The organism is Parahoeflea alexandrii, from assembly GCF_024105735.1.
In the GTDB taxonomy this organism is placed as follows: domain Bacteria; phylum Pseudomonadota; class Alphaproteobacteria; order Rhizobiales; family Rhizobiaceae; genus Hoeflea; species Hoeflea alexandrii.
Map to the genome: position 1 here is coordinate 284,523 of NZ_JAAAML010000004.1, position 25,792 is coordinate 310,314.

At 62.7% G+C, this 25,792-nt stretch carries 27 protein-coding genes; 8 read left to right on the top strand and 19 right to left on the bottom strand.

Annotated elements, in window-relative coordinates; translation table 11 throughout:
* Positions 1-3 precede the first annotated feature (3 nt).
* Together GTW23_RS20640 and atzF are read left to right on the top strand one after the other, a co-directional pair.
* The gene (locus GTW23_RS20640) at positions 4-885 is read left to right on the top strand and encodes a LysR family transcriptional regulator (protein WP_252917314.1); all 882 of its coding nucleotides are present in this window, start codon (positions 4-6) and stop codon (positions 883-885) included.
* 438 nt (positions 886-1,323) lie between these two features.
* Positions 1,324-3,075, top strand: coding sequence for an allophanate hydrolase (gene atzF, locus GTW23_RS20645; RefSeq protein WP_252917316.1), 1,752 nt, complete (start codon positions 1,324-1,326; stop codon positions 3,073-3,075).
* Here atzF and GTW23_RS20650 read toward each other — a convergent pair.
* The 14 genes from GTW23_RS20650 to GTW23_RS20715 all read right to left on the bottom strand — a co-directional run bounded on the left by GTW23_RS20650 (position 3,054) and on the right by GTW23_RS20715 (position 16,280).
* A complete protein-coding gene (locus tag GTW23_RS20650) occupies positions 3,054-3,710 on the bottom strand; it encodes a GntR family transcriptional regulator (RefSeq protein WP_152009974.1) in 657 nt (218 codons plus the stop codon). The genes atzF and GTW23_RS20650 overlap by 22 nt on opposite strands.
* Before the next feature lie 29 nt (positions 3,711-3,739).
* Positions 3,740-4,123 (bottom strand): oxalurate catabolism protein HpxZ, encoded by a 384-nt coding sequence (gene hpxZ, locus GTW23_RS20655; protein WP_152009975.1) that lies wholly within the window; start codon positions 4,121-4,123, stop codon positions 3,740-3,742.
* Positions 4,120-4,881, bottom strand: coding sequence for a 5-formyltetrahydrofolate cyclo-ligase (locus GTW23_RS20660; protein WP_152009976.1), 762 nt, complete (start codon positions 4,879-4,881; stop codon positions 4,120-4,122). Before GTW23_RS20660 ends, hpxZ begins: the two co-directional genes overlap by 4 nt.
* Positions 4,878-6,290, bottom strand: coding sequence for an AtzE family amidohydrolase (locus tag GTW23_RS20665; protein WP_252917318.1), 1,413 nt, complete (start codon positions 6,288-6,290; stop codon positions 4,878-4,880). Before GTW23_RS20665 ends, GTW23_RS20660 begins: the two co-directional genes overlap by 4 nt.
* The gene (locus tag GTW23_RS20670) at positions 6,287-6,475 is read right to left on the bottom strand and encodes a DUF4089 domain-containing protein (RefSeq protein ID WP_252917320.1); all 189 of its coding nucleotides are present in this window, start codon (positions 6,473-6,475) and stop codon (positions 6,287-6,289) included. Before GTW23_RS20670 ends, GTW23_RS20665 begins: the two co-directional genes overlap by 4 nt.
* Entirely contained in the window at positions 6,472-7,152 is a 681-nt protein-coding gene (locus GTW23_RS20675) for a cysteine hydrolase family protein (RefSeq protein ID WP_252917322.1), read from the bottom strand. Before GTW23_RS20675 ends, GTW23_RS20670 begins: the two co-directional genes overlap by 4 nt.
* Positions 7,153-7,156: 4 nt before the next feature.
* On the bottom strand, positions 7,157-8,722 hold the full coding sequence (locus GTW23_RS20680; protein WP_252917323.1) for an ABC transporter ATP-binding protein: 1,566 nt from the start codon (positions 8,720-8,722) through the stop codon (positions 7,157-7,159).
* Positions 8,719-9,426: a biuret amidohydrolase gene (gene biuH, locus GTW23_RS20685; RefSeq protein ID WP_382266631.1), complete on the bottom strand. Its 708-nt coding sequence runs from the start codon at positions 9,424-9,426 to the stop codon at positions 8,719-8,721. The genes GTW23_RS20680 and biuH overlap by 4 nt, the downstream gene beginning before the upstream one ends.
* 5 nt (positions 9,427-9,431) lie before the next feature.
* On the bottom strand, positions 9,432-10,451 hold the full coding sequence (locus tag GTW23_RS20690) for a formamidase (protein WP_252917326.1): 1,020 nt from the start codon (positions 10,449-10,451) through the stop codon (positions 9,432-9,434).
* 11 nt (positions 10,452-10,462) lie between these two features.
* A complete protein-coding gene (locus GTW23_RS20695) occupies positions 10,463-11,380 on the bottom strand; it encodes an ABC transporter permease (RefSeq protein ID WP_152009982.1) in 918 nt (305 codons plus the stop codon).
* A complete protein-coding gene (locus GTW23_RS20700) occupies positions 11,377-12,486 on the bottom strand; it encodes an ABC transporter permease (protein ID WP_152009983.1) in 1,110 nt (369 codons plus the stop codon). Before GTW23_RS20700 ends, GTW23_RS20695 begins: the two co-directional genes overlap by 4 nt.
* 76 nt (positions 12,487-12,562) lie before the next feature.
* Positions 12,563-13,678, bottom strand: coding sequence for a BMP family ABC transporter substrate-binding protein (locus GTW23_RS20705; protein ID WP_152009984.1), 1,116 nt, complete (start codon positions 13,676-13,678; stop codon positions 12,563-12,565).
* Between the two features lie 295 nt (positions 13,679-13,973).
* On the bottom strand, positions 13,974-14,936 hold the full coding sequence (locus GTW23_RS20710) for an isopenicillin N synthase family dioxygenase (protein ID WP_252917327.1): 963 nt from the start codon (positions 14,934-14,936) through the stop codon (positions 13,974-13,976).
* 9 nt (positions 14,937-14,945) lie between these two features.
* Positions 14,946-16,280 carry an 8-oxoguanine deaminase gene (locus GTW23_RS20715; RefSeq protein ID WP_252917328.1) on the bottom strand — a complete coding sequence of 445 codons (1,335 nt, stop codon included), beginning with the start codon at positions 16,278-16,280 and terminating at the stop codon, positions 14,946-14,948.
* Between the two features lie 286 nt (positions 16,281-16,566).
* Here GTW23_RS20715 and GTW23_RS20720 point away from each other — a divergent pair, with 286 nt between their 5' ends.
* From GTW23_RS20720 to GTW23_RS20745, 6 genes are all read left to right on the top strand, one after another.
* Complete coding sequence (locus tag GTW23_RS20720) at positions 16,567-17,742, top strand: substrate-binding domain-containing protein (protein WP_210385849.1); 1,176 nt, start codon at positions 16,567-16,569, stop codon at positions 17,740-17,742.
* A gap of 68 nt (positions 17,743-17,810) precedes the next feature.
* Complete coding sequence (locus GTW23_RS20725) at positions 17,811-18,575, top strand: ABC transporter ATP-binding protein (protein ID WP_252917329.1); 765 nt, start codon at positions 17,811-17,813, stop codon at positions 18,573-18,575.
* Positions 18,568-19,290: an ABC transporter ATP-binding protein gene (locus GTW23_RS20730; RefSeq protein WP_152009988.1), complete on the top strand. Its 723-nt coding sequence runs from the start codon at positions 18,568-18,570 to the stop codon at positions 19,288-19,290. The genes GTW23_RS20725 and GTW23_RS20730 overlap by 8 nt, the downstream gene beginning before the upstream one ends.
* A complete protein-coding gene (locus GTW23_RS20735; RefSeq protein ID WP_152009989.1) occupies positions 19,290-20,324 on the top strand; it encodes a branched-chain amino acid ABC transporter permease in 1,035 nt (344 codons plus the stop codon). The genes GTW23_RS20730 and GTW23_RS20735 overlap by 1 nt, the downstream gene beginning before the upstream one ends.
* Before the next feature lies 1 nt (position 20,325).
* Positions 20,326-21,378 (top strand): branched-chain amino acid ABC transporter permease, encoded by a 1,053-nt coding sequence (locus tag GTW23_RS20740; protein ID WP_152009990.1) that lies wholly within the window; start codon positions 20,326-20,328, stop codon positions 21,376-21,378.
* 5 nt (positions 21,379-21,383) lie between these two features.
* Positions 21,384-22,169: an alpha/beta fold hydrolase gene (locus GTW23_RS20745; RefSeq protein WP_252917330.1), complete on the top strand. Its 786-nt coding sequence runs from the start codon at positions 21,384-21,386 to the stop codon at positions 22,167-22,169.
* Positions 22,170-22,184: 15 nt separating this feature from the next.
* On the opposite strand, the gene GTW23_RS20750 is transcribed toward GTW23_RS20745, so the two are convergent.
* Genes GTW23_RS20750 through GTW23_RS20770 form a run of 5 tightly spaced genes read right to left on the bottom strand, consistent with a single transcriptional unit; the run spans position 22,185 to position 25,740 of the window.
* On the bottom strand, positions 22,185-22,541 hold the full coding sequence (locus GTW23_RS20750) for a hotdog family protein (protein ID WP_252917331.1): 357 nt from the start codon (positions 22,539-22,541) through the stop codon (positions 22,185-22,187).
* Positions 22,541-22,897: a MaoC family dehydratase gene (locus GTW23_RS20755; protein ID WP_152009993.1), complete on the bottom strand. Its 357-nt coding sequence runs from the start codon at positions 22,895-22,897 to the stop codon at positions 22,541-22,543. Before GTW23_RS20755 ends, GTW23_RS20750 begins: the two co-directional genes overlap by 1 nt.
* Positions 22,894-24,378 (bottom strand): AMP-binding protein, encoded by a 1,485-nt coding sequence (locus tag GTW23_RS20760; RefSeq protein ID WP_252917332.1) that lies wholly within the window; start codon positions 24,376-24,378, stop codon positions 22,894-22,896. The genes GTW23_RS20755 and GTW23_RS20760 overlap by 4 nt, the downstream gene beginning before the upstream one ends.
* Positions 24,371-25,153, bottom strand: coding sequence for an enoyl-CoA hydratase/isomerase family protein (locus GTW23_RS20765; protein ID WP_252917333.1), 783 nt, complete (start codon positions 25,151-25,153; stop codon positions 24,371-24,373). Before GTW23_RS20765 ends, GTW23_RS20760 begins: the two co-directional genes overlap by 8 nt.
* The gene (locus GTW23_RS20770) at positions 25,150-25,740 is read right to left on the bottom strand and encodes a TetR/AcrR family transcriptional regulator (RefSeq protein WP_152009996.1); all 591 of its coding nucleotides are present in this window, start codon (positions 25,738-25,740) and stop codon (positions 25,150-25,152) included. Before GTW23_RS20770 ends, GTW23_RS20765 begins: the two co-directional genes overlap by 4 nt.
* Positions 25,741-25,792 lie beyond the last annotated feature (52 nt).

The following is a 25,792-nucleotide window of genomic DNA, read 5'->3' on the forward strand; positions in this document are numbered from 1 at the left end:
TTAATGAGCCAGCTCAATTACAATCACCTGCGCTACTTCTGGGCAGTGGCGCATGAGGGCAACCTGACACGGACCGCCGAAAGGCTGAACGTGTCCCAGTCGGCGCTGTCGATCCAGATCAAGAAGCTCGAAGTGCAGGTGGGGCACGCGCTCTTTGAACGCCGCGGAAAGCAGCTGATCCTGACCGAAGCCGGGCGGGTGGCGCTGGACCACGCCGACACCATCTTTGCCGCCGGTAACGAACTCATGGGCACACTCAGGGAACGGTCCAGGCAGATCAGGCAGGTGATCAGGGTCGGCTCTCTCGCCACGCTGTCACGCAACTTCCAGCTCGGTTTCCTGCGGCCGGTGGTGACGCTTCCAGATGTCGAGGTCGTGCTGCGCTCCGGCGGGCTTGCCGACCTGCTGCGCGAACTCGAAGCGCTGCGGCTGGACGTGGTTCTGGTCAACCAGGTGCCACAGCGCGATTCCGCGACGCCATGGATATCGCACAAGCTGGCCGACCAGCAGGTGAGCCTTGTCGGAACACCGGGGCGGGTTGGCGAGACCAGCGACCTGAAGACGCTGCTCGCAGACAACCCGATCATCCTGCCAAGCCTTGAAAGCGGTGTCAGAACCAGCTTCGACGCCCTGGCCGACCGGCTTGGCGTCAGGCCCCGGATCGCCGCGGAGGTCGACGACATGGCCATGATGCGACTGATGGCGCGCGAAGATGTCGGTCTTGCCGTCGTACCACCGATCGTCGTCAATGATGAACTCAAGAACGGCCTGCTGCGGGAGGCCAGCCGGCTGCCCGGACTGCAGGAGACCTTTTACGCCGTCACGCAAGTGCGGCGGTTCCCCAATCCACTGGTCAAGCAGCTGCTGAAGACCGACGTGATCTAGAAACCGGATGGTATGGTCTCCCGCACCAATCGGGAGATGGAGATTGGTTGGCATCCCACCGAATAGGCCCAGAGACTGCGTGGTTGGGGTCAAAGCCGCGGCATTCGCCCAATAAAGAGGCAGACAGCCGATACGTGTGGCTGCTGGGAAACCGTTGGAAAGCGGCTCCGGTCCATCCGGCTTTGGCTTGACCAGGTGTTGCTCCCCTTGCGCTTCCAGCGGCCGGCGTCCGAAACCAGCCAGAAACCGGGACTTGTGGCCAAGTATGGTTGAGGGGTGGATCGCCCGGCAAAGCCTTTCGCATGCGCCGTGGCATCGACGGCACATTCCAGCCTGCACCAGCCGATCTGGCGCAGGTCTTGCTTTGCTGAGCATTGGCGCGTCCGGGCATTTTCCGGCACGATGCGACGATGAAACGGCACACAAGGCAGACAGCGCATGTACAGTCACAAAACCGCAAGGAATTTCGCCTTCTGGCAAGCGATGTCGCCGAGCGATGCGGTCAGCCATGCCTTCCGTGCGCACGCCGCCTATGACGATCCTGCAATGTTCATCACCCTGCGAGACGAAACCGATTGCCTGGCGGATGCGAAGCGGCTGGAGGCCGAGGGGCCAGCGGGCAAACCGCTCTTCGGCCTGCCCTTCGCCGTCAAGGACAACATCGACGTGGCCGGTCTTCCGACCACGGCAGCCTGCCCGGATGCCAGATATGTGCCAACCGTGTCTGCCTTTGCGGTCGCACGGCTTGAGGCGGCCGGAGCCATCTGCATCGGCAAGACCAATCTCGACCAGTTTGCCACCGGCCTGGTCGGTGTGCGCTCGCCCTACGGCGTGCCGCGCAACAGCATCCGTGAAGACCTGATCCCGGGCGGGTCGAGTTCCGGTTCGGCCGTTGCCGTCGGCGCCGGTATCGCCGCGTTCTCGCTCGGTACCGACACGGCGGGCTCGGGCAGGATTCCCGCCGGGCTCAACGGGATTGTCGGGCTCAAGCCGAGCCTTGGCATGCTGTCGGCAACCGGCATGATGCCCGCCTGCCGGACGCTCGACACCATCTCGATCTTCGCCGCAAGAACCGCGGATGCAGCACGTGCCGCCTCGGTGGCACAAGCCTATGACGCGGCCGATTTCATGTCGCGTCAACTTCCCGATGCGGGCGTTTCCGCGCCGGGCAAGTCATTCACCGTCGGCGTACCGCGGCGTGATCAGCGGCAGTTCTTCGGCGATGCGGCCGCACAGGCCGCCTATGAGGCCGATCTTGAGACCCTAGCCGCACTCGGAGGCGAGATCGAGGAGATCGATTTCGAACCGTTCCATGCCGTGGCCCGGCTGCTTTATGAAGGTCCGTGGGTGGCCGAACGCTATCACGCGGTCCGCGCTTTGATCGAAAGCAAACCCTCGGCGCTGCATCCGGTCACCCACAAGATCATCAGCGGCGCCTCGAAAATCTCCGCCGTGGACACCTTCGATGCGATCTACAAGCTGGCCGACATGAAACGGCAGGTCGCACCGGTGATCGAGCGGCTCGACTGTTTCGCCGTGCCGACGTTGCCCGCGGCCTACACCGTAGCCGAAGTCGAGGCCGATCCGGTACAGCTCAATTCCAACCTCGGCACCTACACCAATTTCGTCAACCTGCTTGACATGGCGGGGATCTCGGTTCCGGTCGGGACACGGTCCGATGGCCTGCCCTCATCGCTTACGCTGATCGGCCCAGCGGGATCGGATGCCTTTCTTGCCGGGGTTGGCCAGAGGCTCGAAAGCGGTGTGATCGAGGCAAACGAGATTGCTTCCCGTCCAGGCGAAATCCTGATCTGCGTCGTCGGCGCGCATTTGAGCGGAATGCCGCTCAACCATGAACTGACAAGCCGCAAGGCTCGGCTGGTCGCCGCAACCCGCACCGCCCCCGACTACGCGCTCCATGCGCTTTCGGGCACAGTCCCGCCAAAGCCCGGCCTGGCGCGGGTCAAGCCCGGCAACGGCGTGTCGATTGAAGTGGAGGTCTGGGCACTGGATGCGGCCGGTTTCGGCAGTTTCGTTGATGGGGTGCCGGCTCCGCTTGGCATCGGCACGGTCCGGCTTGAGGACGGAACCCAGGTCAACGGTTTTATCGCCGAAGGCATCGCCATTGAAGACGCGACCGACATCTCGAGCTTCGGATCCTGGCGGCGCTATATCGCCAGCCGTTCCTGAACCCGGTTGGAGAACCGCTTCCAGGCGCCCTCGACATAACCGATATGGGCGCGCATGGCCTGCTCGGCCGTATCCCGATCGGCGCGCAGGATGGCTTCGACCACGGCGGAATGCTCGGCATGCGAGGCGGCTAGCCGGCCCGGCGTTTCGAACTGGGCGCGCCGGAACGGTTGCAGCCTCAGCCGGGTGTTGGCGGTCAGCTCCATCAGGTAGGAATTGCCGGTGCCCTCGTAGATCGCCGAATGAAACGCTTCGTTGGCAAGCGTGTAGTCCTTGCCACTGCCACTGCGAACCAGGATCGCCATTTCTTCATGCATGGCCTGGAGGAAATGGCGCTGCCGCGTGGTCATATTGAGCGCGCTCTGTCCGGCGCACATGGTTTCCAGCTGCGCCATGACGAAGAAGATATTGGCGAGCTCCTTGTCACTTGGTTTGGCGACAATTGTCCGCCGGTGCGAAGACTGCTGCACCAGCCCGGTCACGCCAAGCTTGCGCAGGGCCTCCCGCACCGGTGTACGCGAGACGTTGAATTCTGCCGCCAGACGGGTTTCGTCAAGCGCCGTTCCCGGCTCCAGATCGCCGCTCACGATGCGCTGCGCAAGCGCATGTCGTATGGTCTCGGAACTGGTTGGCATGGAGCGGTTGTTCCCGTGGGGACATTCGGTCAGGGCGTGTCTATAACACTCACATGTGCTGCTACAACCCGCCAGCCATCGGCCATCCTCACCCATGTCTGCATCTGGCGTCCGCTCTTGCCCGGAGCTGTCTCGCGCTCGAACAGCGTAGAGGCGGTGGCGAAATCACTTCCGTAGGTGGTTATCACCGTGCGGGAGAGCGTCCGCTCAAGTCCGGACGAAGGTCGTGCATTCCTGAAGGCGAGGATCTCGGCCGCCCCGTAGAGGTTCTCGCCACCGCCGTAGCGGATCGTGTGCTCGCTTTGCCAGAACAACTCGTCGAGCACCACCACGTCATTGCTGGTCAAAGCCTTCTCGTAGCGGGCAAAGACAGCCATCACCTCGGCATGCACCTTTGGGTCATTGATGATCATCCGGCTGTCATCCGGTCGCGCAGATCGCGAAGGAACGGAATGGTTTCGAACTGGTCGTCCTGAACGAAATCCCAGGCCACGCCCCTTGGCCGCGGGGAGGTGTTGCCGGTGACGATCAACTCCTGTTCGGTGGCGACGAAATCGAGCGGGGAATCGTGGGCCATCATGAAAACCTTGCTGTCGGGCACCAGCTGCGAGGAATGGACCGTGGTCGCCATCGGCGTGTCCGGCCCGATGATACCAAGCTCGCGGAATATCCCGGTCTCCAGATCGGCAAAGCCCGCGCCCTTGCCGGTGCGTCCGCCCTGACGGCTGACCGCGACGGAACCGACAATGCAGAAATCAAGCGGCTCGACCTCTTCAAAACCGATCCGCTCGCCATGCATCATGTAGCCTTCCGAGGTGGCGGCGAGCTCGAAGGAGACGCCCCTTTCGATCAGGACCTTGGGGTCGATGCGGAGATAGGGAAACTCCCGGGTCAGATAGGGCACCGGTGCATAGAGCATCTTGCCCTCGTAGAGCGCCCTGAGCCGCAGCGGGATCTGCGGCGGATCGGGATTGCACTTGACCGTTTTCGCACGCTTCCATTCCTCCGTCTGGGCCAGATGCCAGGCGGCCTGGTCAGCGCCGATGAAGTTGGGGATATGGCTCCAGGTCGGCCCCATCGCGTGACCGCCGTTTTCCAGCTGATCCCAGACCTCGCCGCGCACCGCATCCTTGTTCTCGTCGCGGCCGGACCATTTGCCCTGCTTGCTCATACTGCTTTCTCCTTCAGCGTTGCTACGGGTGCGGAGACATGGCCATTTTCCTCGAGCCACGCCGCAACCCGCAACGCGATGTCCTCCCGCCACGGTGCCGCTATGATCTGAACCCCGATCGGCAGCGGGCTTCCCTCAAGCCAAACCGGCACCGAAACCACCGGCAGGCCAATGAAGGATATCGGCTGGGTAAAGATACCCAGATTGGGCCGGACCGGCAGCTCCTTGCCGCCAAGCATGAAGGTCTTCTGGCCGATACGTGGCGCGACACAAGGGGTGGCGGGTGCGATCAGCACATCGACCTCTTCGAACAGCGCCTGCATCTGCGCGCGAAACAGGCTGCGGAACTTCTGCGCCTTGGTCACCCAGGCGCCCGGAATCATCGCTCCGGCCAGAAGCCGGTCGCGCACATCCGGGTCATAATCGGCATGCCGTGTCCTGAGCCGATCAAGATGCAGCGATGCCCCTTCGGCCATGGTGATCAGATAGGCGCTGGCCCGGGCCAGGGCTGCATTCTCGATGGGCAGAGTCTGGCTCACGCCCAGCGCCGTGCAGATCTTTGCCACGGCGTCAAAGGCTTCCTGATGACCGCCTTCCTCGAAGAAACCTCCTGCCTTGGCGATCCGCAGGCCGTCGATAGCCGTGCTGGCCGTCAACGTCACAGGCGGGTCAATGCGGTCGGTGCACACCGGATCAACCGGATCGGGCCCGGTCATTGCATTGTAGGACAGCGCCAGATCGACGGCGGAGCGGGCCAGCGGTCCGAGGTGATCGAGGCTCGCGACAAACGGGAACGAACCGCTGCGGGACAGCCGGCCGTAAGTGGGCTTCAAGCCGAACAGACCGCACAGCGACGACGGCACCCGGATCGAACCGTTGGTGTCGGAGCCAAGCGTCAGCGGCACGAACCCGGCGGCGGCTGCCGCACCCGATCCACCCGACGAGCCGCCGGTCATGTGTTCGGGCGCGTGCGGATTGCGTGACGGCCCGTCATGATAGTTCTCGCCGGTGAAGTCATAGGCATATTCGCCCATGTTGAGCGCACCGAGCAGAATGGCGCCGTTAGCCTCGAGCCGCTCGATCAGGACCGCATCCCTGGAGGCCGGCGCGAGATCCCGGTTGATCTTCGACCCCGCCAGGGTGGCGATGCCTTTGATATCGAAGAGATTCTTGACAGCGAACGGGACACCGGCAAGCGGACCGGGATCCTCACCGCGCTTGATCATGGCATCGATGCCGGCTGCCCTCGCCCGTGCCCGCTCATGGGCGACATGGGTGAAGGCGCCGATAGCGCTATCATGGGCGTCAATCCTGGCCAGGCATGCCTCGACCACCGTACTTGCCGAAACCTCTCCGCTGCGCACCGTCTCGGCGATTTCCGCTGCTGTCGCGATAGTCCAGTCGGTCATGGCTTGAACACCGGTGCAGGTTCTGCCTCGTCATCGAGCGGCAGCGCCAAAAGCCCAGCTGCGATACCGCGCGCGGCAACCAGGTGGGCGACAATGCCGGGACGATAGGCCGGCTCATCGGGCAGACCGAGATAGGCGAGCATGCTCCGGGCAATCGCGTCCGGGTCAAATTCATCCTGTGTCACGCGGAAACCTCCTCTGTCTCGAACGCCACAGCCAGATTGGCCAGCGGGGCGGCCCAGCCGACAATCCCGCCTTGCGCGGTGATCATCTCTATGGTGGCCGTCTTGAAGTGTTCAAAATAGCTTTCGGTGGCATCGGTGACCAGCAGGCATTCATAACCGCGGTCATTGGCTTCGCGCATTGATGTCTGCACGCAGACTTCCGTTGTCACGCCGGCAAAGACAAGATGGGTGATGCCTTCAGCCTGAAGTCTTTCGTGCAGCCCGGTGTTCCAGAACATGCCCTTGCCGGGCTTGTCGATGACCCATTCCCCCTCGACCGGCGCCAGAGCATCAACGATCTGGTTGCCCGGCTCGCCACGCACCAAGAGCCGCCCCATCGGACCTTCCTCGCCGATCCGCACCGAGGCATTGCCGCGCGCCACCTTGCTCGGCGGGCAATCCGACATGTCGGGAAGATGGGCTTCGCGCGTGTGGATCACCGTGAGGCCCCGATTGCGGAACAGCGCGATCAGATCAGCCACCGTCGGGATGATCGCCACAAGACGCGAGACATCATTGCCGAGTGCATCACCAAAGCCACCCGGCTCGATGAAATCACGCTGCATGTCGATGACGACGAGGGCTGTGCCCGCTTCCGGAAACCGGTAGTCATAGGGCTCTGCCTTGACGCTCCGCATGGTGTCAGTGCCCCGCCATGTATTTGCCGATAGTGTTGCGGTCGGTCTCGTCGATTGGCGCCTGGTAGGTGATCTGCCCGCCCGACATGACCGCCACCCGGTCTGAAAGCTCGAGGATTTCATCGAGATCCTCCGACACCAGCAGGATCGCCGCCCCCTTGTTGCGCTGATCGATGAGCTGCGCCCGGATCTCCGCGACCGAGGCGAAATCCAGCCCGAAACAGGGATTGGCGACGATCAGCACATTCACGTCGCCCGAAAGTTCCCGGGCCAGGATGGTTCTCTGCACATTGCCGCCGGAAAGGTTCTCGATCGGCGTCTCTGCCGATGGCGTCTTGACGTGGTACTTGTCGATAAGTCTTACGGCATTGTCCCGCATGGCAGCCGGTTTCAGCCACCAGCCGATGCTGGCCATCGGAGCCTTGTCGAAACTGCGGAAGGCGATGTTTTCGGACACGCTCATGCGTTTGACGGCGGCGTTTTTCAACGGCTCCTCGGGCAGGCCGAAGACTTTCAGATCGGCGAAATCCTTCCGGGTCGCGTCAAAGCGCCGGCCGTTTACAATCACGGCACCACCGGCAAGGCTGCGCTGACCGGCCAATGCTTCCACCAGTTCCGACTGGCCGTTGCCTGACACGCCGGCGATGCCGACGATCTCGCCCCCGCGGATCTTGAGATTGACGGCATCGACCGCCCGCATGCCTTCATTGTCATCGACGCTGAGGCCGGCGATCTCAATCGTGCTCTTGGGTTCGACCCTCGCCAGTCGCGGCGCCTTTTCGCGCATCTGCGCCTCGCCGATCATCATTTTCGACATGTCGTCGGTGCTCAGGTCGTTTACCGATCCACTGCCTGCCAGTTTGCCGCGCCGCAGAACCGTGACCCGGTCGGCAAAGGCATTCACCTCGCGGAACTTGTGGGTGATCATCAGTACAGTGATATCGCCGGCGCGCGCCATGTCGTGCAACAGGCCAAGGATCTCGTCGGCTTCACCCGGCGTGAGCACCGATGTCGGCTCATCAAGGATCAGGAAGCGCTGGTTGAGATAGAGCTGCTTGAGGATTTCGAGCTTCTGCTTCTCGCCCGCCGACAAATCGGCCGCGACCGTATTGAGCGGAACCCGGAACGGCATGCGTTCCATGAAGGCCTGCAGCTCTTCCTTTTCTTTCGCCCATTTGATCACGGCGGGCGCATCGGCGCGCGATATCACCATGTTTTCCGCGGCGGTCAGACAGGGCACAAGCGTGAAATGCTGATAGACCATGCCGATGCCGGCGGCCTGCGCATCCGCGGGCGCCTTGATGAGGACTTCGCGATTGTCGACCAGCAATTGTCCGCGGGTCGGCTGGTAGAAGCCCATGATGCATTTGACCAGCGTCGACTTGCCCGCACCGTTTTCGCCCAGAAGCGCGTGGAATTCCCCCGCACCGACCTTGATCGAGACATCATCAAGGGCGACCAGCGAGCCGAAGACCTTGGTCATTGACACGGTTTCGAGCGAGAACGCGCCGGTTCGTCCACCAGCCACCGGATGGGACGATAGATCCTCCGGGAGAGCCAACGCGGTCATGCCATCTGCTCCAGCGCGTCGAGCACGATGGCGCTGGTGGCAACCGCGCCGAACACACCGCCCTGCATCTTGATCATGTCGATGGCGGCGAGATGGTTTTCGCGCTTGGTGGCACCACAGCCATCCTCAACCATCAGGCATTCGAAGCCGCGATCGTTGGCCTCGCGCATGGTGGTGTGGACGCAGACATCGGTGGTGATGCCGGTCAGGATGATGTTGCGGATGCCCTTGACGTGCAGCAGCATTTCCAGGTCCGTGGCGCAGAACGAGCCCTTGCCCGGTTTGTCGATGATAGGCTCGCCCGAAATCGGAGCCAGTTCATCGATGATCTCCCAGCCCGGCTCACCCCGCACAAGAATACGTCCGCATGGGCCGGGATCGCCGATGCCGGCGCCAATGCGCTGCGAGCGCCAGCGCTTGTTGGCCGGCAGGTCCGACAGATCGGGGCGGTGGCCTTCGCGGGTGTGAATGACCGTCATGCCCTTGGCGCGCGCCGCATTCAGCAGCGAGCTGATCGGTCCAATCGGTGCGCGGGTGAGAGACAGGTCATAGCCCATCTTGTCGACATAGCCGCCCGGACCGCAGAAATCGGTCTGCATGTCGATGATTATGAGGGCGGTGTTGGCGGCGCTGAGGTTGCCGTCATAGGGCCAGGGATAGGGATCCGCCTGCACCGGACCATCGGCCACGACGGCTGCGGACACAGCATTCATTCAGCCGCCTCCCCGAGCTTGGTTTCGCCATAGCGCCGGGTCGGACGCTCGAAGCCGCAGGAGGTGCCGTCGGTGTGAACCACCTCGTCTTCCCAGGGCAGCCGGTAGGTGCCCGCCACCATGTCCTTCATGAAGGTATAGGGACAATCCTGCGCGCCGCCGAGAACTGCGGTGTAACCGCGATGGCCGAGCTGGTAGATGTTGTTTTCGACCGACCAGTGCTTGCGTGCCTCGCGCACCAGGTCGGGGCGCACCTCAGCGGTAATGATCTCGTCGACACGGCCGGATGTGCCGTGGGCGAGCACGGTGCCATCGAAATTGACGATCATGCCCTCGCCCATGGAATCAAAGGTACCGTCCGATCCGCACATGCAGACATTGGCGGTGACCATCAGATTGCTGAACGAGTTGGAAAGGTTGGTGAAGCGCCAGCTGTCGCGGATCGGCGCGGTGTAACCTGCGGTCCTGAGCATGATCTCCGCGCCCTTGTAGGCGCATTCCCGCGCCATCTCCGGGAACATGCCGTCATGGCAGATGATCAGCGCCAGCTTGCAACCCTTCGGACCGTCGATCACCGGAATGCCGAGATCGCCCGGCTCCCAGGGCTCGACCGGAACCCAGGGGTGGAGCTTGCGGTAGTAGAGCTGCACCTCGCCCTGATCGTCGATGACGATGCCGGTATTGTAGGGATTGCCGCCCGGATTGTATTCCATGATCGAGAAACAACCCCAAATCGAATTGTCGATGCAGGCCTGCTTGAAGGCTGCGACCTCCGGTCCGTCCATCGACACCATGATCTCCGGATTGGTGTCCATCGACAGGCCGTGCAGCGCATATTCAGGAAACACCACGAGATCCATCGTCGCCATGTTGCGCCGCGCCTTGCCGACCATGGCAACGATCTTCTCGGTCTGCCGGGCAAGATCATGCCGGGTCTTGATCAGCGGCAGCTGCAATTGGACAACGCCGATGACGACGCCGTTGGGAGTCTTGTTCAATCCGCCAAGTGCGCTCATGCTTTCGTCTCCTATTTCGCGATGGATAGTTCGCCCGGCGCCGCGCGGGCCGAGTTGCTTCCGGTTGCGGCAACCATGATGAAAAGTGTCAGGATGTAGGGCGCCGCATTGAAGAAGTAGTAGCCCTGGCTGATGCCGACGGACTGCAGTGCCGGGCCAAGCGCGCCGGCGGCGCCGAACAAAAGGGCTGCGAGGATACAACGCAGCGGGTTCCAGCGCGCGAAGATCACGAGGGCTACCGCCATCAGGCCCTGGCCCGAGGACAGACCCTCGTTCCAGCTCCCAGGATAGGACAGCGAGAGAAACGCCCCGCCGATTCCGGCGAGAAAGCCGCCAGCCGCGGTCGCCAGGATCCGCACCTTGATCGGGTTGATGCCCATGGCACGGGCGGCGGGCTCGGAATCACCGGTCATGCGGACGACCAGGCCGACGCGGGTGTTGGCCAATGCCCACCACATGACGATCGCGATGAGAATGCCGACGATGAAGAGCGGGTTGATTTCAAGCGCCTGCTGAAGTGCCGGGTTCGACGCCCAGCCGCCAAGCGGCAGGCTTTCGAGCCGCGGCGCAGAGGGCTGGATGTAGGGCTTGCCGAAGAAGAAGGCGACTCCGATGCCGAACGACATCATGGCAATACCGACGGCAATGTCATTGACCTTCTTGAGGCTGCAGATGCTGCCATGCATCAGGCCGAGGAAGACGCCGGAAAAGCCGGCTGCAAGAACGCCGAGCCAGGGTGAGCCGGTGTGAAAGGAGATGGCGTAGGCAACCATGGCGCCGAGCACCAGGTTGCCCTCGAGCCCGAGATTGATGCGGCCGGATTTTTCGGTGAGCGTTTCACCCAGCGCCACGAAAATGAACGGGGTCGAGACCCGTATGGCCCCGCCGAGCATGGCGATCAGAATGGTGGTAAGGGCTTCGGCCGTCATGTCCGCTCCGTGCTGATTTTGGGCTGGAAGATCGCGAAGCGGCCGTAGAGGCTGTCGCTGGCCAGCAGCACCACGAAGATGATGCCCTGCAGCACCAGTGCCGTTGCGTCGGGCATATCCATCCGGCGCTGGATGAGACCGCCCGAGGCCTCAATGGCGCCGAACATGATCGCCACAGGCACGATCATCAGCGGATTGTGCCGGGCCAGGAACGCTACCAGAATTCCGGTGAAGCCGTAGCCGGCGACCAGCGAGGCATTGGCCTGGCCATGAATGGCGGCGACTTCGAAATAGCCTGCGAGACCGGCGCAGGCGCCGGCAATGGCCGAGCAGACAACAATAAGAGTGCCGACGGGCAGCCCCTGGGCGAGTGCCGCGCGGGGATTGCCACCGGTGACACGGGCGGCAAATCCGAAAGTGGTCCGCGACATCAGGACCTGCAGGGCCACGGCCAGGACCAGGCCGAAGACAAGGCCCCAGTGCACATCGGTGCCTGGAATGTTGCCGACCATGTAGTCCTTGCCGATCGGCATGGTGGAGGGCTTGTTCTGGGACGCCGGGTCGCGCAGGGCGCCCTCGACGAAGAAGTTCATGATGGCGATGGCGATGTAAGTAAGCAGCAGGGTCGAGATGGTCTCGTTGACGCCGCGCGAGTGCTTGAGCCAGCCGGCAATGGCATTCCAGGCGCCGCCGGCGGCCATGGCAATGAGCACCATCAGCAGCATCGTCAGATAGACCGGCGCCTCGGCCGAGACGAGCGGAATGGCGAGCGCGGCCGCGGCAAAGCCACCGATCACCAGCGCGCCCTCGGCACCGATCATGACCAGGCCGATGCGCGCCGGGATGGCAAAGGCAAGTCCGGTCAGGATCAGCGGCGTGGCACGCTGCAACGTGTTCTGGAGCGAGAACGAGGAGCCGAAGCCACCGCGCCAGACCAGCTCGAAAAACTGTAGCGGGCTCTTGCCCAACAGCGTCAGGAACACCGAAAAAATGATGGCCGAAGCAACCAGGGCTCCAAGCGGTATGGCTACCGCCTCGATCGAAGCGCGGATGCGGGCAGTATCATAGGCGGGAGGTGTGGCGAACGACGTCTCTGCTTGTGCCATGCCTGATCACGATCATTTCCGAAGGCAAACAAATCGGGCTGCGCAGGTTTTTCCGCGCAGCCCGGCGACAGGTCGGTCAGGTGATCGAGCCGATAACGCCCTCAAGCAGGTAGTTCATGCCATCGAGAACCGGATCGTAGTTGTCGAAGGTCTTGTCGAGGACCAGATTGCCCTGGTTGTCCTTGAGCGGGCCGACATAGATCGGCTTGCCTTCCTTGAGGCCGGCGATTGCCGCATCGGCTGCGGCGATGGCTTCCGGCGTGGCGCCGGCACCGTAGGCGGTGTTCTTGACCATGTCATTGTGGTAGCCGCCGACGACCACGTTCGGCAGGGTTTCACCCTTGGCGAGCATATCGGCATACATCGAGTAGATGGTTTCCCACTTGTACTCCGCGCCGGTGATGAAGCCCTTGGGCGCCAGTGCCGCCTGCGAGGCATTGTGACCGCAGCTCTTCACGCCGCGGCCTTCGGCGGTCTCGATGACCACCTTGGGACCGTCGACATGGCAGGTGAGCACGTCGCAGCCCGCATCCACGAGAGCGTTGGCAGCTTCGGCCTCGCGCACCGGCAAAGACCAGTCACCGGTGAAGATGACCTGCACCTCAACATTCGGATTGACCGAGCGTGCGCCCAGCAGCACCGAGTTGATGTTGGAGAGCACTGTCGGGATCGGCTTGGCCGCGACAAAGCCGATCTTGTTGGTTGTCGTGCTCAGGCCTGCGGCCACGCCATCCACATAATGAGCCTGGTTGAGGTAGCAGAAGTAGCTGCCCAGATTGGCCGGGTGCTTGTCCTCGCTCCACAACGGCGCCGCGTGACGGAACTGGACGTCGGGATACTTGTTGGCGAGATCGATCATGAACGGCTCGAAATAGCCGAACGAAGTTCCGAGGATCAGGTTTGCTCCGTCGAGGTTGATCATCGATTCCATCGACTTGGAGACAGAATCGGTCTCTGGAACGTTTTCCTCTTCGATAACGGTGACATTGTCGGTCGACTTGAGAATCTCCATCGCGACCGCGTGCGCCTGGTTCCAGCCGAAATCATCGCGCGGACCAACATACACTGCCCCGAGCACTACGCCGTCGGCGGCTGATGCAGCCTTGATGAAAGGCATCGGCAGCGCCATTGCCGCGATGCCGGCAGCGCCGGTCTTCAAGATCGAACGCCGTGAAATCTGTTTTGTAGCCATGTCCAGTTCCTTTGCTGGCTTTGCGAACCCCTGCTATGGCCGGATCTGGGAGACACCCGGTTGCCAGTGGTTTTGCAAGACGCATGCCAGTTCGAACAGATTAGTTTTTGTTATATTTTACAAATAGATAGGGAAACCACCTCGAGAGGGCGGAATCCGGAAGGACGAAATCAGGGCAGCGGAAGGCGAAATTATGAACAAAATATAAATAGCGCTCATTTTTTGAGCATAATTTCTCTCATTGCATACATTAGCGCCCTGAAGGCGGTCCGCGTCTGGAATCCACGCCTCCCTCTCAGGCGAGACCGCTCGCCTTGTAGGTCGGATTCAACCTGCTCTCCAGGTAGTCATCACCCCGAATGGGGTCATAGCGCGCCGGGTTGCCGGGCCCGCTGCAGGTCGGCAGACATTCGACGATCGCGTCGGGGTTCGGGTCAAGGAAGAAGGCGATCGAGTAACGCTCGCGGCCGGCCGGGCTGACAACCCGGTGGGGCGTCGAGACATAGGTGTCGTTGGTCCATCGCATCAGGCAATCGCCGATGTTGCAGACAAAGGCGCCGGGAATGTAGGGCGCCTTGATCCAGTCGCCGGTTCGCGTGCGCACCTCGAGACCGCCGACTTCATCGGTCAGAAGCAGCGTCACGCAGCCATAGTCCGTATGCGCACCCGCCCCCATCTGGCCGTCTTCAACGACGCCACGCTGCGGCGGATAATGCAACAGCCGCAGCGTGGCCAGCGGCCGGTCGAGCTTGTCCTCGAAATGGTCCGCATCCAGCCCGAGTTCGGTGGCAAAGGCCATATGCAGGCGACGGCCGATATCCAGTGCGGTTTCAAAGTAATCGAGCATGGTCTCGCGGAACCCCGGCTGGTCCGGCCAGAGATTGAGAGCCCGGAACCGGGCTCCGGTGACAAGTTCGGGATCGTCTGCCGCAAGCTCAAGGCCGATGTTGAAAGCCTCCTTGAGGTCCGCCGGCTTGGACGGATCCAGCGCCTCGCCGCGCATCGGCACATAGCCGCGGTTGCCGGTGGAGGGAGAGATCTCGACCTGTTTCTTGACGTCTTCGGCAAGCGCGAAGAAATCGCGAGACGTAGCAAACAGGGCTTCAATGTCGTCGAGCGAAAGGCCGTGACCCTTGATGTAGAAAAAGCCGATGCCGCGACAGGCGTCGCCGATCAGGGATGCGGTCCTTGCAATCTCTTGCCGATCCATACCGTAGAGGCTCTTGATGTCGATGACTGGAATATTCTGTTCAGACATGGGTTTTCCTCAACTGAACCGCCGGGCGGCGGCGGAATGTTCTGCGATCAGTCCTGCGATATCAAGCCCGATGATGTGTCCGTCCATGACCCGCCACTCGCCCGCAACCATCACCCGGTCGGCGCGATTGGCGCCGCAATGGACCAGGGCCGCGATCGGGTCGTGATTTCCGGAAAAGCGCATTTCATCGAGCGTGAACATGGCCAGATCGGCCTGTTTTCCGACCGCAATCTCGCCAATGTCACTGCGCCCGAGACACCGCGCCGAGCCGGTGGTCGCCCAGCGCAAGGCGTCGCGGTGGGTGATCCGTTCGGCCGACTTGTAGCCCAGCCGGTTGACCATCAGCGCATGGCGCACCTCCTCCATCAGATTGGAGCTGTCGTTGGAGGCCGACCCGTCGACGCCGAGGCCGACCGGGCTGCCCGCCGCCTCGAGATCCAGCGTCTTGCAGAAACCTGAAGCCAGCACCGCATTCGATGTCGGACAATGGCAGACGCCGACACCGTGCCTGCCGAGCTTTTCGCAATCCTCGCAGGTGAAGTGAATTCCGTGGGCCAGCCAGACCCGGGGCTGAAGCCAGTTGCAATCCTCGAGCCAGTCGATCGGCCGGTAGCCGAAGGTCTCGATGCAGAAAGCCTCTTCGTCCACGGTCTCCGCCAGATGCGTGTGCAGCCGGCAGTCATAGGTCTCGGCGAGGACAGCGCTTTCGCGCATGACATGTCTCGACACGTTGAAAGGGGCGCATGGGGCGAGCGCGATCTGGATCATCGCGCCATCTGAGGTGTCGTGATAGCGCTTGAGCACGCGCTCGCTGTCGGCAAGGATGGTGTCGTCATCCTGAACGATGTGGTCGTCGGGGATGGCGCCATCCTTTTTCGACAGCGACAGCGAACCGCGCGTCACGGTGGCGCGGATGCCCAGAGCCTGCGCTTCCTGCACCTCGATGTCGGTGGCATCCTCGAGTCCGTCATAGGACATGTAATTGTGGTCCATCGCCGTGGTGCAGCCCGACAGCAGCAGTTCGGCATAGGCCAGCCGGGCGCCGACACGGAACATGTCGCGGTCGAGCCTGCTCCAGATCGGATAGAGCGCCTGCAGCCAGGGAAACAACTCCTTGTCGCGCGCCGCCGGGTGAGCGCGGCACAGGGTCTGGAAAAAATGATGATGGGTGTTGATCAGTCCGGGAATGATGACATGCCGGGATGCATCGACGGTTTCATCCACCTCGGCACGCGGTGTCGCGCCTGCGGCTACGAGTTCGACGATACGGCTGCCGGAGACAACGATGCCGCCGCCGGCATTCTCCGCCAGGATCGCCAGCGGGTTCTTGATCCAGGTGTTCATGCACTGCCCCATCCGTTCTGCCTGTTTGTTGCCCATTCCAGCGGGCCAGATGGTTGCCATGCAACGCCCATGCCAAATTTCGGGCCAAACGCTCCCCGATCCTGATTTTCAAGCCTGGCCTGAAAACCGCTCTGCCGCAGCGCGATGTCCGGGCTCTCGGCCCGGACGGATTTGTCCACATTTCCGTCCGGGATTGCGGGATTTCTCCCGTGGCAGGATCATTGACATGAATATTGATTCATGTTTCATGTTCTCACCGTTGTTCGCTTAGGGGAGGAGACCCAAAATGAAGATGAAGACGATACTGGCAACCGGCGTGGCAGCCGCAATGCTGAGCGTACCTGCACTCGCCGACATCAAGATTGCACATGTTTACGGCAAGACCGGCGCGCTTGAGGCCTATGCGGCTCAATCGCACAACGGCCTTATGCTTGGCCTCGAATACGCCACCGGCGGCACCATGGAGGTCAATGGCGAAAAGCTCGTGGTCATCGAGAAGGACACGCAGCTCAAGCCAGATATCGGCAAGGCCCTTCTGGCCGAAGCCTATGGCGACGACGAGGCCGACATCGCGGTCGGCCCGGTCAGCTCCGGCGTCGCGCTGGCGATGCTCCCGGTCGCACAGGAATACGAGAAGATCCTGATCGTCGAGCCTGCCGTCGCCGACTCGATCACTGGCGAAAACTGGAACCGCTACATCTTCCGCACCGGCCGCAACTCGTCTCAGGACGCCATTTCCAACGCGGTCGCGCTCGGCGGCGAAGGCGTGACGATCGCCACGCTGGCGCAGGATTACGCCTTCGGGCGCGATGGCGTGGCGGCCTTCCGCGAGGCGCTCAATGCCTCGGGCGCCAAGATTGCGCATGAGGAATACGTGCCGACCGACACCACCGACTTCACCGCGGCGGCCGAACGTATCTTCAACGCCATGGAGGGCGTGGAAGGCAAGAAGAAGCTGTTCATCATCTGGGCCGGCGGCGGCAACCCGATGGGCAAGATCAACGCCATGGATCCCTCGCGCTTCGGCATCGAGATCGCCACCGGCGGCAACATCCTGGCCGCACTGACGGCCTACAAGGAACTGCCGGGCATGGAAGGTGCGACCTATTACTACTACGAAATCCCGCAAAATCCGGTCAATGACTGGCTGGTCAAGGAGCATATGGACCGCTTCGGCTCACCCCCGGACTTCTTCACCGCGGGCGGCATGGCAGCCGGCATTGCCGTGGTCGAAGCCATCAAGAAGGCAGGCTCCACCGACACCGAAGCGCTGATCACCGCCATGGAAGGCATGGAGTGGGAAACGCCCAAGGGCACTATGCGCTTCCGCAAGGAAGACCATCAGGCGCTGCAGTCGATGTATCACTTCCGCACAGAAATCCAGGACGGCAAGGACTATGGCGTCCCGGTTCTGGTCCGCGAGATCGGCATTGACGACATGGACATTCCTGTCCGCAACTAAGCCTCTGAGCCGCGGACGCTTGCCTTGTGGCGTCCGCGGCATCCTTTCTTTTCTTCCATGGGTGCGCCATGACACAGATGCTTCTGGAAACGGAAGGCCTGACCGTCCGCTTTGGCGGCCATGTGGCGGTCGACGCCGTCAGCTGCGGCTTCCGCGCCGGTGAACTCACCGCCATCGTCGGACCCAATGGCGCCGGCAAGACCACTTATTTCAATCTCATCTCGGGACAGATTGCGGCTTCAGAAGGCACTGTCCGGCTGATGGGCGAGGACGTGACCCGCGATCCGGTGGCTAGCCGTTGCCGCAAGGGGCTGGGGCGCGCTTTCCAGCTGACCAACCTGTTTCCCAATCTCACCGTTCTCGAAAATGTCCGGCTGGTGATCCAGGCAAGGCGCAGGATGGGTTTCAACCTTTTGAGCATGGCGACATCCCACCGAGAATTGACGGTTGCGGCGATTGCCATTCTGGAACGGGTCCGGCTGCATCCGCTCGCCGAGCAGAAGGTCGGCGGGCTCAGCCACGGCAACCAGCGCAAGCTCGAGGTCGCCATCCTGATCGCACTCGATCCGGTGGTCTACATGTTCGACGAGCCGACCGCCGGCATGAGCGTCGACGAGGCCCCGGTGGTGCTCGACCTGATCGCCGAACTCAAGGCCGAGAAGGACCGCACCATCCTGCTGGTCGAACACAAGATGGATGTCATCCGCTCGCTCGCCGACCGGATCATCGTGTTGCACAACGGCGCGCTTGCCGCAGACGGCGATCCGGCAACGGTGATGGCCTCGGACGTGGTGCAGGAAGCCTATATGGGACGGGACCTCGCCGATGTCTGATCCGATCCTCGAACTTTCCGGTGTCCACACCGACATCGCCCAGTATCACATCCTGCAGGGCGTCGATCTGGTTGTGCCGCGTGGCGGCGTGACCATGCTTCTCGGTCGCAACGGCGTTGGCAAGACCACGACGCTGCGCACCATCATCGGTCACTGGCAGGCGAAATCCGGCAGCCTCCGTTTCGATGGCGCCGACATCACCTCGCTGCCCACCCCCGCCCGCGCCCGCGCCGGCATCGGCTTCGTGCCTGAGGACATGGGCATCTTCTCCGACCTGACGGTCGAGGAAAACATGATCCTCGCCGCCGCTTCCGGTCCGCTCGATCCGGCCCGGCTGGACTGGATCTTCGCGGCGTTTCCGCCGCTCAGAACATTCTGGCGCTCGGAAGCCGGCAATCTCTCAGGCGGGCAAAAGCAGATGCTGTCCATCGCGCGTGCCATGGCCGAGGAACGCCAACTCTACCTGATCGACGAACCGACCAAGGGGCTGGCGCCGGCGATCATCTCGACCATGGCGGGAGCGCTGCGCGATCTGAAGAAGAAGGGCGCATCGATCCTTCTGGTCGAACAGAACTTCTCTGTCGCCAAGGCGCTTGGCGACACGGCTGCGGTGATGGATGACGGGCGGATCGTCTGGGCCGGCCAGATGGCCGAACTGGCCGGTGACGCCGCGTTGCAGGAACGGCTGATGGGCCTGACCATGGAGGCACACTGATGACCAGCGCCGCACCCGACCATGCACCGAAATATGCGCAACTGTCGCTGCCCGACAGGATCGGCAAGGCGATGCCCTTGCTGCTTGTGCCCTTGCTGGTGGTTTTCGGCTTCCTGTCGATCGGCTCGACATCGAGCTGGCTGACGCTGACCGTTTCCGGCCTGGCCATGGGGATGATGATCTTCATCATGGCTTCGGGCCTGACGCTGGTGTTCGGGCTGATGGATGTGATCAACTTCGGCCATGGCGCCTTCATTTCGGTGGGCGCCTATGTCGGCATCTCGGCGCTGCTGGCGCTCGAGAGCTGGACCGGCGTGCCGTCGCTGCTGCTCAACGTGGCCGCGGTTTTGGCCGCGGTGATTGCCGCCATGTGCGTCACCGGAGCGCTCGGCTGGGGCTTCGAGCGGGTGATCGTGCGGCCGGTCTACGGTGCGCATCTCAAGCAGATCCTGGTCACCGTCGGCGGCCTTATCGTCATCGAGCAGATGATCCATGTGCTGTGGGGCCCTGACGAGATCTATCTCACCCGGCCGGAAACGCTGAAGGGCGCAGTGACCTTTGCAGGTGCGGCGATCGAAAAGTACCGTTTGCTCGCCGTGGTGTTCGGCCTGGCTCTGTTCGTGGCCATGCGGCTGGTGCTCAAGCGCACCAAGATCGGGCTGATCGTCCGCGCCGGCGTGCAGAACGGCGAGATGGTCGAGGCGCTGGGCTATCACCTGCGGCTGGTCTTCATCGGCGTCTTCATCGCCGGTTCGGCGCTTGCCGGGCTGGGCGGCGTGATGTGGGGGCTCTACCAGGAAGTCATCACCGCTGGCATGGGCGAGGAGATGATGATCCTGGTCTTCATCGTCGTCATCATCGGCGGGCTGGGGTCGGTCGAGGGCGCCTTCATCGGCGCACTGCTGGTCGGCCTTTTGCAGAACTACATCGCCTTTCTCGAGCCCAAGCTGGCGCTGATTTCCAACATTGCCCTGATGACGGCGATCCTGATGTGGCGGCCGCAGGGCATGATGCCCGTTGTGAAGGCGAAGTAACATGCTGACAAACCTCATTTCCGACGACCGTCCCCGATCCCTGATCCTGACCGGCCTGCTGCTGGGCATTCTCTTCTGCCTGGCGCTGGCGCCGTTCCTCTTCCCCGGCGTGCGGTCGCTCGAAACCGCGGCACGGATCTGCATCTTCATCGTGCTGGTGGCGAGCTACGATCTGCTGCTGGGCTATTCCGGCATCGTCAGTTTCGCTCACACGATGTTCTTCGGCCTTGGCGCCTATGGCGTGGCACTGGCTTCGGTTCACATGGGCCGCGGCTATGATGCGCTGATCGTCGGCACGGTGTCCGGCGCCGTCGCCTCGGCCCTGCTGGCACTTCTGATCGGGCTGTTCTCGCTCAGGGTCCGGGCGATCTTCTTTGCCATGATCACACTCGCGGTCGCCTCTGCCGTTGCGGTACTTGTCAGCCAGCTCTCGGGGCTGACCGGGGGCGAGGACGGGCTCAACTATTCCATTCCGCGCGAACTCACGCCTGCCTTCAAGCTGGGCAGCCTGTTCGGTGTCAGCATCACTGGCAAGCTTCTGAACTACTATCTGGTGTTCTTTGCCTCGCTGGCGCTGTTTCTGCTCTTGCTCAGGATCGTCAATTCACCCTTCGGACGGGTGCTGCAGGCGATTCGCGAGAATGATTTCCGCGCAGAGGCGATCGGCTACCGGGTGGTGTTCTACCGGACGCTCGCGACCTGCCTGTCCGCGGCGGTCGCGGCAATCGCCGGCAGCCTGTTTGCGATCTGGCTGCGCTACGTCGGGCCCGACACCACGCTGTCCTTCGAGATCATGCTCGACATTCTGCTGATGGTGGTGATCGGCGGCATGGGCACGATGTATGGCGCGGTGATCGGCGCAACAATCTTCGTGCTGGCGCAGAACTACCTGCAGAACCTGATGGGCGTCGCGTCAGGGGCCACCGAAGGCCTGCCGCTCATTCCACAGCTACTTGACCCCGACCGGTGGCTGTTGTGGCTTGGCGTGCTGTTCATCCTCAGCGTCTATTTCTTTCCCACCGGCATTGTCGGGCGGCTAAGGTCGGAGGATTGAGCCTGGTGGCGGATGGACTCCGGCCACGGCCCGTCGTGCTGCTGCATGGCTGGACGATGCGTGGCGCGATATTCAACGATCTGATTGCCAGGCTGCCTGCGGAGCTCGATTGCCATGCGCCGGACCTTCCGGGTCATGGTGAACTGGCAGCCGCCGAGCCATCACTCTCGGCAGCGGCGCGGACGCTGTCCGCCTTGCTCGAAGAGCGTGATCTGACCGATGTCGTTCTGGTCGGCTGGTCGATGGGGGCCGCGGTTGCCTGGCGATATGTTGAAGACTTCGGGGCGGACCGGATTGCAGGCCTGATGAGCGTGGACATGAGCCCGAAGCTTGCCTGCGGGCCGGACTGGCCGCACGGGCTGATCGGCCAGAGCGCTGAAGATCTTGAAACAACCACCAAGCGGATGATTGCCGACTGGCCGGGCATGGCCGAGGCGATTGCGACCACCATGTTCGGGCATCGCGAGGGAGCCCCGGGCTACAGCCGGGGCGACGCGCTGGCCCAGATCCTGAGCAACGATCCCGCCAAAATGATCGCAATGTGGAAGGCCCTGGCGCTGATGGACCAGCGGCAGGTGATCAAGACCCTGCCCTGCCCGCTGCTTGCCAGCGCCGGCGCGCTCAGCCGGGTCTATCCGGCATCCTCTGCCGCATGGCTGGCCGAGACCGCCCCGCGTGGCGAGATGCACTCATTTTCGGCCTCCGGCCATTCGCCGCACCTTGAGGAGCCCGACGCCTTTGCCGCCAGGCTCGTGGATTTCGCCACCAGCCTCCAGCCATCCGTCGCATAGGACAAGCATATTTATTTATGCTTTTGCATCCTTGGCCTTGACCAGTGAGCGGCCTTCGCAGACCAGCACGCCATTATCGTCGATGCAGGTGGCCCAGAGGTCGACCAGGTGCTTTTCGGGGCGCAGCCGCGTGATTTCGACCTTCGCCGTCAGTTCGGTGTCCGGCGAAGCCGGCGCGAGAAACCTGAGTTCCTGCTTGAGGTAATTGGTCCCCGGGCCCGGCAGCTTGACGCCCAGCAGATAGGAAAAAAGCGCGGCGATGAGCGGCTCGGGGATGCTCTCGGGAGCAGCCGTGCCGCCGAGAGCGGCAAAGTCTTCCAGATCTGTACGGCTGTAGCTGCGGCTGACACTTGCTGACTGACCAACCTGCATCACGCCACCTCCGTTTCGCCGACCAGCAGTTCCGCGCCATCCGCGGTTCTCGCCGCGCGAACCGAAAGCGTTCCCGGACATTCACCGCTGACCGTCAGCTCGACAGGCTCGCCGGTGTAGCAGGGATTTGGAAACATCATCGTCTGGCCCATTTGCCTGATTTCCGGGTGCGAGGCGATCAACAGTCCCCACAGCTTGGTGTAGATAAGCATGCCGTGGCTGACCGTGCGGCCGAAGGCGGTCCGGGCGGAAAAATCCGGATCGACGTGGATCGGGTTGTCGTCGCCGGAAATCCGGGCGAACAGGTCGAACTCCTGCTGTGACGGGGTCCATGTGGCAGACAGCTCGATCTTCATAACAGCATAGACCTCAACTCCGGCTTGCGAACCTTGCCGGCCGCGGTGCGCGGAAAATCCTCCACAAGCGTGATCCGGACCGGCACCTTGTAGGCCGCCAGCCTTTGCCGGCTCCAGCTCCTGAGCTCGTCAGGATCGAGACTGGCACCCGGCCTGGGGATGATGAAGGCGGCGCCCACCTCGCCCCATCTGGCATCGGGCATGCTGATCACCGCGGATTCGAGCACATCGGCATGTTCATTGAGCACCCGCTCGACTTCGGCCGGATAGACGTTTTCGCCGCCGGAAATATACATGTCCTTGATCCGGTCGACGATGAAGATGTAGCCGTCCTCGTCGCGCCGCCCGACATCGCCGGTCCTGAGCCAGCCGTCCTCGGTGAAGGCGTCGCGCGTGGCCTTTTCGTTGAGGTAGTATCCCGGCGTGATGTTGGGGCCCCTGAGCTGGATCTCGCCGGCCCCCGCCTGCCCGGCGTCGACGCCGTCCAGCCGCATTTCGGTGAGCATCTGCGCGCGACCGACGGAGCCGATTTTCCGCTCGGCGTTTTCCGGATCCATCAGGAACACCGTCGGTCCGGTTTCGGTCATGCCCATCCCGTTGAGCACCTTGGCGCCCAGCCCGGCGAAGAAGCGGATCAGCGGTTCGGGCAACGGCGCACCGCCACAGCCGCAACGGACCGAGTTCCAGTCGATTTCGCCGACATCTGGCAGCAGGCTGAAGGCCTGGTAGATCGCCGGGACGCCGAAGAACTGGTTAACCCTGCTCTGTTTGAGCAGATCGAATATCTGGTCCGGTTCGAATTTTGGCAGAACCGTCGATGAGCCGCCCATCAGAAACAGCGGCAGGGTGTAGAGATTGATGCCGGCGGTGTGAAACAGCGGCAGGAAATTGACCGAGCGGTCTTCCGCGGTCATCCGCGAGGCCTGGGAGATGTTGACCGCATTGGCCCAGGCCATCCGCGCGGTCTGGATCACCGCCTTCGGTCGGCCGGTCGTGCCCGAGGTAAACAACAGGTACCAGGGCTGGTTGGCGTCGACCGCCGCTGAGCGCCGCTCTCCTCCGGCCTCGATCCAGGCTGCAAGATCGGTTTCGATGGCCAGTTGCGGAATGCCGCAAGTCGTTGCCACCGCTTCCGCCAGCCCGGCCTGCGCATGGTCGTGGATGATCGCCTTGGCGCCGACCGGTTCGAGCGTTTCGACAAGTTCGGGTGCTGGCTGGCGCCAGTTGAGCGGGCAGAGGATCACGCCGGTCTTCTGGCAGGCAAACAGCGTGATGAAGAACTCGACACGATTGAGGCACAGGATCGCCAGACGATCTCCGTGGGTGAAGCCGGATTGGCCAAGGCCGGCGGCAACCGCGTTCGCGGCATCATTGATTTCGGCAAACCGCCATTGCCGTCTGCTGTCCGCATCGATGAAGGCAATCGCATCCGGGGAAATCTCTGCCCGCTTGGCGGCCATGTCGGGAATGGTGTCAAACATCAGCGGTGCCTCCCATGCGCTCGAGAAACCGCGACATGCCGCGCAGCGTGTCGGGCTCACCGATACGCTCAAGAAACGCTGTCGTTTCCGCTTCCAGCCGGGTCTCGATCTGGCGGCGGCGGGCGCTGTCCCAGATCAGCGCCTTGGTCGCCAGACGGGTGCCGATCTCGCCGCTTGCCGCAAGCTCGAGTGCTCGCTCTTCCGGAATGTCGGAAACCGCCGTAGCCAGCCCCGCATCGCACAGCGCCTGGGCTGGCAGACGCCGGTCCGATTGCAGCCATTCCGCCGCCCGGCCTGCGCCGATGCGTTCGGGCAGCAGCGCCGTCCAGCCGCCGTCCGGGGCAAAGCCGACTTGTGGATAGTAGGGCTGCACGAAAGCGTCAGGAGCAAGCACGGCCAGATCGGCGGCAAACAGCAGCCCGGCCGAGCCGCCGGTTATGGCGCCGCGCGCTGCCACAACCACCAGGCGCGGCATCGCGATCAGCCGGGCGACGATCGTCTGCAGCAGCGGGACAACCGTGCGGGCATAGTCCTGGCCCCTGCCGTCAAGCGTAGCGGCATGAAAGCCGCGAACATCGCCCCCGCTTGAGAAGTTCCGTCCGCCGCACAGCAGGATGATCCTGGCGTCCTGCGCCTCCGCCCGGTCCAGCGCCGAGATCAGATCACCGAGCAGTCCCGGCTCCAGCGCATTGGCGCGGCCACCGGAAAGTGTCAGCCGCACACAGGCAGCGCCGCCCGGCAGGTCGACCGTATCGAAGGCGACTTTCGCCGTCATGGCGCAATGCCGTCCCTGATCATCGAATAAGCCTCGTCAACGACATGATCGATGTCGGCGGTCTCATCCCAGAGCACATAGCGCTCGCCGAGTGTCTTGGCGATTCCCATCAGCGCCCAGGCCCGGACCTCGGCGTCGCCAGGTCGCAACTCGCCCGATGCCTCGGCTTCGCGCAGTTGGGCTGCATAGGCCTTGGCGAAATTGGTGAAATAGGCCTTGTAGGCCTCGACATCGATGAAGCGGGCTTCCTCGACGATCCGGTACAGCGAGGGGCGTTCGGCGACAAAGCGTAAAAACGCCTTCAGGCCGGCGCGCTCGGCTTCAAGCCTGTTGGGCGCATCGGCCACCGCCTCGGTGACCATGGCGCGCGTCAGCTGCCCCATTTCCAGAACCAGTTCGCGGAAGACGTCTTCCTTGCTGGAAAAGTAGATATAGAAGGTGCCGAGCGCCGTTTTTGCATGACGGGTGATGTCGGCGATCGAGGCCGCAGAGAAGCCCTGCGTGCCGATCATCACCTCGGCAGCGCGCAGGATCTGCTCGCGCCGCTCGGCACCTCTCTTGGTTCTGGGATAGGGGTTCGTTGCCATAAAACATGAATACTGATTCATATTTCAATTTGCAAGCGTGTTCGTCCCGGCT